This window comes from Aeromicrobium sp., from assembly GCF_036676885.1.
Classification (GTDB): Bacteria; Actinomycetota; Actinomycetes; order Propionibacteriales; family Nocardioidaceae; genus Aeromicrobium.
On record NZ_JAKFCB010000405.1, the window covers coordinates 1 to 12712 of the forward strand.

A 12712-nucleotide genomic window follows, 5' to 3' on the forward strand; every position below is an offset into this window, starting at 1 on the left:
CAGCTGTTGCTGATCCTGCTCGACGAGCCCAACGTCCTGGTGCTCGACGAGCCGACCAACGACCTCGACACCGACATGCTGGCGGCGATGGAGGACCTGCTCGACTCGTGGCCCGGCACGCTGCTGGTCGTCTCGCACGACCGTTACCTGCTGGAGCGGATAACGGATCAGCAGTACGCGATCCTCGACGGCCACTTCCGGCACCTGCCCGGTGGCGTCGACCAGTACCTCCGCCTCCGCAAGGAGCAGGACTCCCCTGCGGCGTCCAACCCCTCGACGGCCGGGCACACGGCGTCCGCGCCGAAGCTGTCGAGCGCCGAGCTCCGCAACACCAAGAAGGAGATCGGCTCGATCGACCGCAAGATGGAGAAGCTGTCGGCGCGCATCGACGCGTTGCACGTCGAGATGGCGCAGCACGATCCGACCGATGCCGCCGGCCTCGCCGCCCTCGTCAAGGCCGCCGCCGACCTCGAGAAGCAGGTCGAGGAGCACGAGCACCGCTGGCTCGAGCTCACCGAGCTCGTCGAGAGCTGAGTTGCGTCATAAGAACGGTGGGTCCTGGACCTCACTTCTTATGACGCAAGGGACCTAGGACATGATGCGGGCGCCGGGGACGGGCCCGCGGGACTGGACGACGTCGGCGCATCCGGAGGCGCTGCTGAGGGCGAACGCGATGTCGAGGCTGTGCTGCTCGTCGGAGGCCAGGAACATCGCGGTGGGACCAGAACCCGACAGGATCGCGCCCAGCGCCCCGGCCTCGATGCCGATCTCGAGGGTGTCCTGGAGCTCGGGACGCAGTGACAGCGCCGCTTCGGTCAGGTCGTTCGACAGCGCGTCGCCGAGCGCCTCGGCATCACCAGCGCGCAGAGCGGCGAGCAGGGCATCCGGCACGACCGGGTCCTGCACCCGTGACCTCTCGTTGAGCCGGTCGAACTCGGCGTAGACCGCCTTGGTCGACAGCCCTTCGTACGCCATGGCGAACACCCAGTGGTACGACCCGCGCGCCAGCACCGGGCTGATCGTCTCGCCGCGGCCGCCGCCGATCGCGTTGCCGCCGTGCAGCAGGAACGGCACGTCGCTGCCGAGCTGCGCCGCGATCTGCTCGAGCTCCGCACGCGACAGGCCGGTCGCCCAGGCGTCGTTGCACGCGACGAGCGCCGCGGCGGCATCGGCGGAACCGCCGGCCATGCCGCCCGCGACCGGGATGACCTTGCGGATCGCGAGGTCGACGCCGGCCGTCGTCCCGGTCACCTCGCGCAGCAGGCGAGCCGCCCGCACCGCGAGGTTGTCATCGTCCTCGGGCACCAGCGCGGACTCGGCGCGCACGTCGAGCTCGCTGTGCACCGCGACCGTGATCTGCTCGTCGTCGCGAGCGGTGGCCCGCACCTCGTCGTGCAGGTCGACGGCCTGGTAGACCGTGGCCAGCGGGTGGAAACCATCATCACGGACCGGGCCGACGCCGAGGCACAGATTGATCTTCGCGGGGACGCGGGCGGTGGCTGTGGTCACCCGTTCAACCTAGTGGCCGAGCACGTGCTCCGCGGGCGGAGGGGCGAACTCGCCGGTGCGCTAGTACGTCTGGTCCTCGACGACGTCGAGGTTGTAGAACGTCGGCGGGCCGTCCAGGAGCTCGGCCATCTTCTTCGAGAACTCGTCGGTCTCGGGAAGGTTCGAGTTCTCCATCGCCGACTCGTACGAGTCGAAGAAGACGATGACCATGAAGCGGCTCGGGTCGTCGCGGTCCTGCGTACGAATCGACCGGCGAACTGTGGATCGCCCCTCCGTACGTGCCTCGAGATCCTCGACGAGCGCCTTCATCTCATCGGCGCGGTTCGAGTGTCCTTCGATGATCTGGATGAATGCCATGACCTGCTCCTTTGCAGACGTGTCTAAGGGAGACGGTAGGTCGCAGATCCGCGGATGGCCATGGCTCGATCAGGCCAGTTGACGGCGGGCTCAGTACGCCGTGCGGTCCGCGTGGGCGAGCCAGGCGTCGAACGGCGCACGGGCGTCGGCCGGCCGCAGCTCGTCGATCCGGGTCGGCCAGGTCGAGCGGTCACGGGCGAACAGCTCGTAGAACTCCCGGTCGTCGAACCCGCCGCGGGCCGCATCGTCGCGATCGGCGGCGTAGACCACGCGATCGAGCCGCGCCCACAGGGACGCCGAGATGCATAGGGGGCACGGCTCGCACGACGTGTAGAGCGTCATCCCGGCGAGCCGGAAGTCCCCGGTCGCCTGGCACGCGTTGCGGATCGCCTGGACCTCGGCGTGCGCCGTCGGGTCGAGGTCTCGGGTGACCCGGTTTTGGCCCGTCGCGACGATCTCACCGTCACGCACGATCAGCGCGCCGAACGGTCCGCCGCCGGCAGTGACGTTGTGGACGGCGAGCTCGATCGCCTGGGCCAGCCAGGTGTCGTCGGTGTTCGTCATGCCATCCGACGCTAGCCGACCCGCACCGATCGCGTGGCCGAAGCAGGGACGCAGACGGGCTCAGACAGGGGTGAGGAACTGGCCGAGGCGGAAGAACTCCTCGACGCCGAGCTGCTCGCCACGGGCCTGCGGCGAGATGCCCGCAGCGATGAGGGCCTCCTCGGCGGCCGGCCCGGAGCCCGCGAGCTCGGACAGCGCGGCGCGCATGGTCTTGCGACGCTGGGCGAACGCGGCGTCGACGACCGCGAACGTACGCAGGCGCTGTGCCTCGTCGCCCGGTGGCTCGCGCCGGGTCCACGCGACGAGCGCCGACTCGACGTTCGGCATCGGCCAGAACACGTTGCGTCCGATCGATCCGGAGAGCCGCAGCTCGGCGTACCAGGCCGCCTTGACGCTCGGCACCCCGTACGTCTTGGAGCCCGGCCCGGCCGCGAGCCGGTGCGCGACCTCGGCCTGCACCATGACCAGGCCCGTCCTGATCGAGGGGAACCGTTCGAAGAACGTCAGCAGCACCGGCACCGACACGTTGTAGGGCAGGTTGGCCACGAGCGCCGTGGGCGTCGGCCCGGGCAGCTCGGTCACCTGCATCGCGTCGGCCGTGACGAGGTCGAAGTGCGACGCCCGGTCGGGGGCGTACTCCGCGATCGTCGCCGGCAGCTGCCCGGCCAGGACCTCGTCGAGCTCGACGGCGGTCACGTGCGAGGCCACCTCGAGCAGCCCGAGGGTCAGCGACCCGAGGCCGGGGCCGATCTCCACGACGACGTCATCGACGCCGACACCGGACGTGCGCACGATGCGACGAACGGTGTTGGCGTCGATGACAAAGTTCTGCCCACGTTGCTTGGTCGGGCGGATGCCGCAGGACTCGGCCAGGCGTCGGACGTCAGCGGGTCCGAGCAGCCTGCCGGGCCTGGCAGGGGTTGAGTGCGTCAGTCGAACCTCGCATGGGCGCAGCCCCACTGGCCCCAGCCCGCACGGGCCTGGAGGATCTCGGCGCGCTTGATCTGCTCCTCGCGACTCGCATCGCTGGGCAGGCCGGTGCCGCCGACGCTCTGCCACGTCGCCAGGCTGAACTGCAGCCCGCCGTAGTAGCCGTTGCCGGTGTTGATCGACCAGTTGCCACCGGACTCGCACTCGGCGATCTTGTCCCAGACGCTGTCCGACGGGGTCGTGCTGGTGCCCTTCTCAACGATCGCCGGGCGGGGCTCGGCCAGCGACCGCGAGACCAGGACGATGCGCTCACGCAGCTTGCCGTCGGCGTAGATCAGCGTGACCTTCTCGCTGGCCTTGCCCTTCTTGCCGGGACGGATGACCTTGGTCTCGCCGAGCGCGGCGTCGGGATCCTCACGGACCGTGGTCTTGAAGGCGACTGGCACCGTCTCGGTCTTGGTGACCTTCTCGATCCGCACGACGCGCAGCTCGGCGTCGGGCTTGACGAAGGCGTCCTTGCCCGGCTTGACCTCGTCGTCGGAGTCGACCGTGATGTCGGCCTTCGCGAGGACGCCGGCGACGGTCGGGGCGTTGGAGGTGATGGTCCGCTTCTTCTTGTCCGCGATCACGGTGAGCGACTTGGAGCTGCTCACGACGAGCTGCGCGCCCTTGCGCGGGATGACGCTGGAGGCCTTGGCCGACAGGTACGCCCCGGCCTTGGGCTCGACGCCGAGGGTCTCGAACGCATCGCCGACCGTACGGTCGTAGACCGTGTGCTCGCTGACCTCGCCGTCGACCGCAAGGGTGACGGGCTTGGCGTACGAGAGGGTGATCTCGTCACCGTCGGAGATCGACGCGGACTTCGGCATGCTGAGCCGGTCGGCGGGACGGACCGTGACGTTCTTGGACTTGAGGACGTCCGAGACGCTGTCGCCGAAGGTGCGGATCTTGTCGCTCTTGCCGTCGACGGTCAGCGTGACCGTGTGGCTGAGCGCGCCGTATGCCGCAGTGCCGCCCCCGACGACCAGGACGATCGCGATGTTGAGGGCAATGAGGGCAAATGACTTGCGATGACGACGCTTTCCGGAGGCGGACGTGCGAGGGGCGGTTGAGTCTGGCTGCACAGAATTCCTTGACAGTCGGTGACGGGGCCGACTTTCAACCATACGGGCGCCCTTTCCTAGGTCAAATCCTGTGAGGCCAGTCACCACCGAATGCAGAAACCGTGTTCGCATTGATGGCCCGGCACAAATCTTCGACCGATTTGCCTGCAATTTCAGCCATGAACCGCACCGTGAGCGGGATCAGGAACGAAGCGTTCGGGCTCCCGCGGTGCGGCATGGGTGTGAGGAAAGGCGCATCGGTCTCGACAAGGATACGGTGAGACGGCGTGACACGAAGTGCATCGCGGAGGTTCTCAGCGTTCTTGAAGGTTACGGTGCCGGCGAACGACAGGTAGGCCCCGCGGTCGAGGCACTCGCGCGCGAAGTCGGCGTCGCCGGAGAAACAGTGCATGACGACGCGTTGGGGCACGCCCTCGTCGTCGAGCACCGCCAGCACGTCGTCGTGCGCGTCGCGGTCGTGGATCACGAGGGTCTTGTCGTGCCGCTTGGCCATGCGGATGTGCTCACGGAACGACGCGTGCTGGGCCTCCCGGCCGGCCTCGCCCGTCCGGAAGTAGTCGAGACCCGTCTCGCCGACCGCGCGTACGTACGGCGACTGCGCCAGGGCATTGATCTCGGCGAGCGCCTCCTCGAGGTCGCCCTGCTCGGCGTGCCGCGGCGCTTCGTTGGGGTGCAGTGCGACGGCGGCGATCACCGAGTCGTACGTCTTGGCGGTCTCGACGGCCCAGCGTGAGCCCTCGAGGTCACAGCCGACCTGCACGATGCGGGTCACGCCGACGGCCGCCGCCCGGTCGAGCGCCTCGTCGACCGGGATCAGCAGCCCGCCCTCGACGTCCTTGGCGTATGCCCGGTGGTCGAGGTGACAGTGGTTGTCGACGACCGGCGACGGCAGCGGCTCCGGCGCCTCAGGCCAGCCTTCGGTGAGTGTCACTCGGCCGCGGCCTCGATGCGCGGGAACAGCGACGCGGGCTTGGTGATCGTCGCGCCTGCGGGCAGCTGGCCCCACGCGGCGACGCCGTCGATGCGCTGCTCCGCGAGGGCGCCGAGGGTCGGCTCGGCTCCCAGCGAGTCCCACAGCACGGCCGAGGCCTTGGGCATCACCGGGTTGAGCAGCACCGCGAGGACTCGCAGGCCCTCGGCGGTCGTGTTGAGGATCGTGCCGAGGCGGTCACCGTCCGGATCGTCCTTGGCGACCTTCCACGGCGCCTGCTCGGTGATGTAGCCGTTGAGCTCGTCGACGATGCGCCACACCGCGGTCAACGCGTCCTGCGGTGCGACCGCCTCGATCGCCGCATCGGCCTCGGCGACCGCCTCGGCAACCAGGTCGATGACCTTCTGCTCGGCAGCCGTCGTCGCACCGGCGGCCGGCAGCGAACCGTCGAAGTACTTGCCGATCATCGCGGCGACGCGGGACGCGAGGTTGCCGAAGCCGTTGGCGAGCTCCGCGTGGTAGCGGGCGTGCATGTCCTCCCACGAGATCGAGCCGTCGCTGCCGAACGTCAGGGCCCGGGCGAAGTAGTAGCGGTAGGCGTCGGAGCCGAACGTGTCGACGATCTCGTCGGGCCGGATGCCGTTGGCCTTGGACTTGGACATCTTCTGCCCGCCCACGAGGATCCAGCCGTGCGCGAAGACCTGGTGCGGCACGGGCTGGCCCGCGGCCATCAGCATCGCTGGCCAGATCACGGCGTGGAACCGGGCGATGTCCTTGCCGACGATGTGGATGTTGGCCGGCCACAGCTCCTGGAACCGCTCGTCGTCGACGCCGTAGCCGGCCGCCGTCACGTAGTTGAGCAGCGCCTCGATCCAGACGTACATGACGTGCTTGTCGTCCCACGGCACCTGGATGCCCCAGTCGAACGTCGAGCGCGAGATCGACAGGTCACGCAGGCCGCGCGACACGAACGAGATCAGCTCGTTGCGCACCGACTCGGGCTGGATGAAATTCGGGTTGGCCTCGTAGAAGTCGAGCAGCTTCTGCTGGTAGTCGCTGAGCCGGAAGAAGTAGTTCTCCTCGGTCATGTGCTCGACCCGGCTGCCGTCGAGCTTGGAGACCTTGAACCCCTCGTCGTCGCCCTCGCCGTCGACCACGTCGTCGTCGCCGACGAACTCCTCGGCGCCGACGCTGTAGTAGCCCGAGAAGCTGCCCTTGTAGACGGCGTCGCGCTCATGCAGCGCCTGCCAGAACGCCTTGGCGCCGTCGACGTGCCGCTGCTCGGTCGTACGGATGTAGTCGTCGTTGGCGATGTCGATCGTCTCGAGGAGCGGCTTCCACTCCTCCTCGACGAGCTTGTCGACCCAGTCCTGCGGCGAGACGCCGTTCTGGTCGGCCTTGCGGAGGACCTTCTGGCCGTGCTCGTCGGTGCCCGTCAGGTACCAGACGCTCTCGCCGCGCTGCCGGTGCCAGCGCGTGATGATGTCACCCATGACCGTCGTGTAGCCGTGCCCGATGTGGGGGGCATCGTTGACGTAGTAGATCGGCGTGGTGACGTAGAACGTGGAGTCGGACACGACTTCGATCTTAGTGGGGCTGTCGCGGCGCCCTACGCGTGCGCGGCGTCGTAGACATCCTTCTTGCGTACGCCGGTCTCGCCCGCGACCTGCTCGATCGCGTCCTTGCGGCTCAGCCCCTCGGCCTGCCGGGCGGTGACGAGCTCGCGCAGGTCCTCCGGCCCGTACGTCCGGGTGTCCGGTGACGCTCCCCCGACGACGATCGTGACCTCACCGCGTACGCCCTGCTCCTGGCCGGCGGCCCACTCGACGAGCTCCTCGAGGCTCCCGCGGGCCACCTCCTCGTACGTCTTGGTGAGCTCGCGGCACACCGCTGCCGAGCGGTCGGCGCCGAACACCTCGGCCATCGCCCGCAGCGATGCCTCGGTGCGGTGCGGCGACTCGAAGAACACCATCGTGCGCCGCTCGGCGACGAGCTCGGTCAGCGCGCGTGTACGCTCCCCCGCCTTGCGTGGCAGGAACCCCTCGAAGCAGAACCGGTCGACCGGCAGGCCCGACACCGCGAGCGCGGTCAGCACCGCCGACGGGCCCGGGATCGAGGTCACGGCGACGCCGGCAGCGATCGCCGCGACGACCAGCCGATAGCCCGGATCGGACACGCTGGGCATACCGGCGTCGGTCACCAGGACCACCGTCGAGCCCTCGGCCAGCAGCGCCGCGAGCTCCGGGGTGCGGCGCTCCTCGTTGCCCTCGAAGTACGACACGACCCGGCCGCCGATCTCCACACCGAGCTCCGAGGCGAGGCGCTTGAGCCGCCTGGTGTCCTCGGCCGCCACGACGTCCGCGGTCGCCAGCGCTTCGCCGAGACGGCCGCTGGCATCGGCGACCTGGCCAATGGGCGTCGCCGCGAGGATGAGCATGACGCCATCCTCTCAGCCCCTCCCCGACCCCTCGCCGGTCGAGTAGCCGACCGAGCTCTGCTGGGGGTCCCCCCACGAGCTCTGCGAGTGGGGGGCGGGGGGCGTATCGAGACCACGCAAGACGGAGATGCTCGGCCTCTCGCCTAGGCTTTGCCCGGTGACGTTGCTGGCGAGGGTCTCCGACCGCGCGTGGGGGTGGATCGGCCCGATCTGCGTCGCATTGCTCGCCTTCGTGCTGCGGGTGTGGAACGTCGAGAAGCCCCGCATCCTGATGTTCGACGAGACGTACTACGCCAAGGACGCGTGGTCGCTCCTCCAGCACGGGTATGTCCAGGACTTCGTCGAGAACGCCAACAAGGACATCCTCAAGGGCGATACGACGGGGCTGATGACCGGCAACCCGTCGTGGATCGTGCACCCCGACGGCGGCAAGTGGCTCATCGCGCTCGGCGAGTCGGTGTTCGGGCTCGACGCCTTCGGCTGGCGGATCGCCGCGGTCGTGATCGGCGCCCTGACGGTGCTGGTGCTCGCCCGGCTGGTCCGGCGTATGACCGGCTCGACCGTCATGGGCTGTTTCGCGGGCCTGCTGCTGGCGTTCGACGGCCTGCACTTCGTGATGTCCAGGATCGCCCTGCTCGACGTCTTCCTCGCGTTCTGGCTGGTCTGCGGTGTCGCATGCCTCGTCGCCGACCGCGACTGGATCCGTGACCGGCTCGTCCGCTACCGGGTCGTGCGGCCGTGGCAGCTGCTCGCCGGCGTGTGCTTCGGCCTGGCGTGCGGCACGAAGTGGAACGGCGTGTACGTCCTGGCGGCCTTCGGCGTGCTCGCGGTGTTCTGGGAGGTCCTGGCCCGCAAGCGTTCCCAGGATCCCGCCGTCAGGCGCAACGGCTGGGTCGTCACGATCCTGCGGGTGGGCGTGCCCGCGTTCGTCTCGATCGTCGTGGTCGCCGGCCTGGTCTACCTCGTCACCTGGACCGGCTTCCTGATCCACCACGAGGTGTACGAGGCCAGGTTCGGTCGCGGATACGGCGACTACTCGGCCCCGTGGGGGGCATATGTCGACAAACCGACCACGGGCTTCCTCGGCGAGACGCGCGACGCGTTCCGGTCCTTGTGGCACTTCCACGTGATGACGTACGACTTCTCGGCGCATGGGCTCAACACCGCGGAGCACCATCCGTACGAGTCCAACCCCGCGGGCTGGCTCGTGCTGGAGCGGCCCGTCGTCGTCGAGTACCGGGGCGAGTACCCGATCACGGACTGCGGCGCACCCGCCGGCTCGTCATGCGTGCGCGAGGTGATGATCCTGGGCAACCCGATCATCTGGTGGTCCGGCGCGCTGGCCCTCATCGCGTCTCTCGCTGCCTGGGTCGTGACGCGCAGCTGGCGCTGGGGCGTGCCCGTCGTGGCGGTGCTGGTCAGCTGGCTGCCGTGGTTCCTCAGCCTGGACCGGCCGATCTTCTCCTACTACGCCGTGGCGATCATCCCGTTCACGATCATCGCGATCACGCTCGTCATCAACGAGCTGGCCCGGGCCGCGGAGACTCCGCGGCACCGCTATGTCGTGGGGCTGTTCGCCGGGTTGTTCCTCACCGCCGTCGTGGTGGCGTTCTGGTTCTTCCACCCGATCTGGACCGGCAAGATCATCCCGTACGACACCTGGCACGACCGCATGTGGTTCCAGCGCTGGATCTAGGCTTCGGCACCGGCTCGTCACCGGATGTTCGCACGGGCAACTGGTCGATCGGCGGGCGCGAGACCCTCTCGCACTTCATAATTGGTAGTCGAGGACTATCTCTGGAGGGGGATCCGTGAGCACGCTGCTGTCCGCACCGGGGCGGCGACGTCGCGCCGCGCTGGCTGCCGCGCTCACGTTGCTCGCCGTCCCACTCGCGACCTCCTCGACTGCTGACGCGGCGGAGGCCTGCCTGCCGAGCGAGGCGTGCCTCGTCGTCCAGGTCGTGTCGACGACCGACGGCACGACGACGGTCCTCGAGAAGCGCTACTTCACCAGCAGCGAGATCACGGCGTGGGACCAGGCCCAGCTCGTCGACCAGCCCGCCTACTACACCCGCGGCCCCGGCGGCACGCTCTCGGAGCGACCGCGACCGGCCGAAGCGCTGCCGCTGCGCAACCTGCTCGCGTCGGCGGCATTCGAGCAGGACCCGCTGACGAAGGTCAGGTTCTCCGAGTCCAACGGCACCGGCGTGCCGACCGTCCTCGACCAGCCGGACTTCGGCGACCCGGCAGACCCGGACTACCCGTTCGACGACAGCCTGCAGCCGGCGCTCTACATCACGAGCACGGGGCAGATCGGCTACATCCGTCCGCTCCGCGGCGAGGACGACGTCAACTCGACCGACCAGTTCCGCATCGACCCGGGCGAGAGCGCGACCCTGACGATCCACACGACCGGCAAGCTGCTCGAGCCGGTCGTCAGCGCGAGCGACACCTCGGTCGACACCAAGGCCACGACGACGTTCACGACCACGTACGCCGAGAATCCCGGCACCCGCGTCATCAAGTGGCGCTGGGACTTCGGCGACGGCTCGACCCTTCACGCCAGCCAGAAGGAACCGACGCACCGCTACACCACGAAGGGCACCTACCCGGTGTTCGTGCAGGTGCGCGGCGCCAACGGTTCGTACGGCCGGTCGGCGCCGGTCACCATGAAGGTCGCCAACCCGCCCAAGCCCCCGGCGAGCAGCGGCACCGGCGGCACAAGCGGCAGCGGGGGCACCGGGGGCCTTGGCGGGGCCACCGGCTACATCCCGCCCTACATCCCCAACGACGCACCCAACCCGCCGTCGGTCGTCACCCCGCCGACGGATGACCTGCCGACCACGCCGGTCGACGACGGCCTGCAGCAGGTCGAGGGCTTCGTGCTGACCGGAGCCGGCGCCGAGCAGGGCGACAGCATCCCCGGCACCCAGGCCACGGCTCAGCCCACCCAGGCACGTGAGCTGTCCACCAGCCGAAAGATCAGCGGTGCGGTGATCGGCGCCCTCGCCGTCATCCTGCTGCTGGGACTCGGCGCCGAGATCGAGACACGATGGGCCACCACCAAGCTGGCCCACTTGAGGAGACGTGCATGAGCGAGCGCAGCGAGCGAACAGTCCAAGCAGCCATGCCGGGGCATCCGTACCCTGCCCTTCCTACGGAGGCGCCGGCATGAGCGAGCGCAGCGAGCGAACAGTCCAAGCAGTCATGCCGGGGCATCCGTACCGTCACTTTCCTACGGAGGCCCCGGCATGACCGATGGCATCTACGACATCATCTTCAACGCTGCGGAGGCACTGGAGCTGCCGGTCGTGATCCTGGCGCTGCTGGCGCTCGCGGCCGTGCTGGTCGAGACTGGCATGTTCATCGTCGAGCTGGTCAAGCGCCGCCGGCGTACGTTCGCGGCCCTCGCCCGCTCGGGCGCCTCGGCGCGCGAGGCCGTCGACGCCGGGCGTACGACCGAGGCGTCCGCGCTCCTGCAGACTGTCGCCTGGAGCTCTGCGGTCGGCGCGGCGTTCAGCGTCATCGTCAAGGAAGCCGGCAAGCCCGGCGCCGACACCCGCATCGCCAAGGAGCTCGCCGACTTCGACTTCGCCCGTCAGGGGCGGCTGTCCCGCACGCGCCTGCTGGTGCGCGTCGGCCCTGCTCTCGGCCTGATGGGCACCCTGATCCCGCTCGCCCCCGCGCTCGACGGCCTCGCCAGGGGCGACGTCGACGCGCTGACCGAGAACCTGCGCCTCGCGTTCTCGATCACCGTGCTCGGCATCCTGATCGGCGTGATCGCGCTCGGCCTGACGCTCGTACGCGAGCGGCTGTACGGCCAGGACTTCTCCGACCTCGAGTACATCGCCGCGATCCTCACCGACGACGGCACCGGCGTCTCGGCGGTCAACCCGGTCCCGACCAGGATCACGCCAGCGCTCCCCGATCCGGCGCCGCTGACCCCCAAGGCCGATCTGCCGCCGCTGACGGAGACCACGACATGATCCACGTGACGCCGCGGGCGCGCATCCGCCGTGACCATGCCGGCGACCCGCTCGACGGCCTGGTCAACATGTTCGACATCGGCATCGTCCTCGCCGTCGCGTTCCTCCTCGCCGCGCTGTCGTCGCTCGGCCTCGAGGGCGCGGTCAGCGACGAGGGCCTGGTCAAGCCGGCCCTGGGCGAGGTGACCTCCGAGCCCGGCGAGACCGTCAAGGACGTACCGTCCAAGGGCACCAAGACCGTCGGTCGCGGCACGCCGGTCGGCACGGTCTACCGGCTCGCCGACGGCCGCCTCGTGTACGTCACGCAGGACGCAGCGCCCGATGCGACACCGACGCCTTCGCCTACCGATCCGTCCGCGACAGTCCCGACCCCGAGCACCCCGACGCAGGACGTCCCGACGGTGCCCGCGCCGACGCCGTAGTCAGGCGCCCTCGGCACCCTTCAGGGCCAGGCCGGTGATCCAGGCGATGTCGGCGGCGGCTTCGTGCGGAGGCTTCGAGGGGCGGGTGATCGCCGACAGCACGAGGCGTACGACGACCTCCACCGCGACCTCGAGCTCGGCGTCGGTCAGCGGCACCGGCGGGTAGAGCTCGACGACGGACTGCTTGACGACCATGACGGCCGCCTCGACGATCTCGCCGGACTCCGTCGTCAGGATCTGCAGGAAGTCAGCATCCTGCTCCTCGGGCAGCGACGTCACGATCGTGCGGACCAGCAGGCTCTGCTCCCCCATGAGCAGGGCGCCTTCGCAGGCGGCCCGAATGCCCTTGACCAGGGTGGTCTCCCCCGCCATGCGCTCGCGGACGACGTCGAGGAACCGGGCGAGCTCACGCATCGCCAGCTGCTCGGCGAGCCCGTGCTTGTTGCTGAACT

At 69.3% G+C, this 12712-nt stretch carries 13 protein-coding genes and 1 pseudogene; 5 read left to right on the top strand and 9 right to left on the bottom strand.

The annotated features are described in order from the left end of the window. Positions 1-534: pseudogene (locus tag V6M46_RS18955) on the top strand (ABC transporter ATP-binding protein); the annotation flags it as partial. A gap of 54 nt (positions 535-588) precedes the next feature. Here the strand turns inward: V6M46_RS18955 and V6M46_RS18960 are convergent. The 8 genes from V6M46_RS18960 to rsmI all read right to left on the bottom strand — a co-directional run bounded on the left by V6M46_RS18960 (position 589) and on the right by rsmI (position 7852). Then, complete coding sequence (locus tag V6M46_RS18960; protein ID WP_332667992.1) at positions 589-1509, bottom strand: 4-(cytidine 5'-diphospho)-2-C-methyl-D-erythritol kinase; 921 nt, start codon at positions 1507-1509, stop codon at positions 589-591. A 60-nt stretch (positions 1510-1569) separates the two neighbouring features. Then, on the bottom strand, positions 1570-1866 hold the full coding sequence (locus V6M46_RS18965; protein WP_332667994.1) for a putative quinol monooxygenase: 297 nt from the start codon (positions 1864-1866) through the stop codon (positions 1570-1572). A gap of 90 nt (positions 1867-1956) precedes the next feature. Further along, entirely contained in the window at positions 1957-2430 is a 474-nt protein-coding gene (locus V6M46_RS18970; protein WP_332667996.1) for a nucleoside deaminase, read from the bottom strand. A gap of 60 nt (positions 2431-2490) precedes the next feature. Further along, entirely contained in the window at positions 2491-3363 is an 873-nt protein-coding gene (gene rsmA / locus V6M46_RS18975) for a 16S rRNA (adenine(1518)-N(6)/adenine(1519)-N(6))-dimethyltransferase RsmA (RefSeq protein ID WP_332668015.1), read from the bottom strand. Continuing rightward, positions 3360-4484, bottom strand: a complete 1125-nt coding sequence (locus V6M46_RS18980; protein ID WP_332667998.1) for a transglycosylase family protein — start codon at positions 4482-4484, stop codon at positions 3360-3362. Before V6M46_RS18980 ends, rsmA begins: the two co-directional genes overlap by 4 nt. Before the next feature lie 61 nt (positions 4485-4545). After that, on the bottom strand, positions 4546-5415 hold the full coding sequence (locus tag V6M46_RS18985) for a TatD family hydrolase (RefSeq protein ID WP_332668000.1): 870 nt from the start codon (positions 5413-5415) through the stop codon (positions 4546-4548). Continuing rightward, positions 5412-6992 (bottom strand): methionine--tRNA ligase, encoded by a 1581-nt coding sequence (metG, locus tag V6M46_RS18990; RefSeq protein ID WP_332668001.1) that lies wholly within the window; start codon positions 6990-6992, stop codon positions 5412-5414. Before metG ends, V6M46_RS18985 begins: the two co-directional genes overlap by 4 nt. A gap of 32 nt (positions 6993-7024) precedes the next feature. Continuing rightward, entirely contained in the window at positions 7025-7852 is an 828-nt protein-coding gene (rsmI, locus tag V6M46_RS18995) for a 16S rRNA (cytidine(1402)-2'-O)-methyltransferase (RefSeq protein WP_332668003.1), read from the bottom strand. Positions 7853-8009: 157 nt separating this feature from the next. On the opposite strand from rsmI, the gene V6M46_RS19000 reads away from it, so the two are divergent. The 4 genes from V6M46_RS19000 (at position 8010) to V6M46_RS19015 (ending at position 12260) form a co-directional block, all read left to right on the top strand. Then, positions 8010-9548, top strand: coding sequence for a dolichyl-phosphate-mannose--protein mannosyltransferase (locus V6M46_RS19000; RefSeq protein ID WP_332668006.1), 1539 nt, complete (start codon positions 8010-8012; stop codon positions 9546-9548). 115 nt (positions 9549-9663) lie between these two features. Beyond that, positions 9664-10947, top strand: a complete 1284-nt coding sequence (locus tag V6M46_RS19005; RefSeq protein WP_332668008.1) for a PKD domain-containing protein — start codon at positions 9664-9666, stop codon at positions 10945-10947. A 156-nt stretch (positions 10948-11103) separates the two neighbouring features. After that, positions 11104-11838 carry a MotA/TolQ/ExbB proton channel family protein gene (locus V6M46_RS19010; protein WP_332668010.1) on the top strand — a complete coding sequence of 245 codons (735 nt, stop codon included), beginning with the start codon at positions 11104-11106 and terminating at the stop codon, positions 11836-11838. Beyond that, positions 11835-12260 (top strand): DUF2149 domain-containing protein, encoded by a 426-nt coding sequence (locus V6M46_RS19015; protein ID WP_332668012.1) that lies wholly within the window; start codon positions 11835-11837, stop codon positions 12258-12260. Before V6M46_RS19010 ends, V6M46_RS19015 begins: the two co-directional genes overlap by 4 nt. Here V6M46_RS19015 and V6M46_RS19020 read toward each other — a convergent pair. Further along, positions 12261-12712, bottom strand: a 452-nt coding sequence (locus tag V6M46_RS19020) for a hypothetical protein (protein ID WP_332668013.1), incomplete at its 5' end; no start/stop codon positions are given.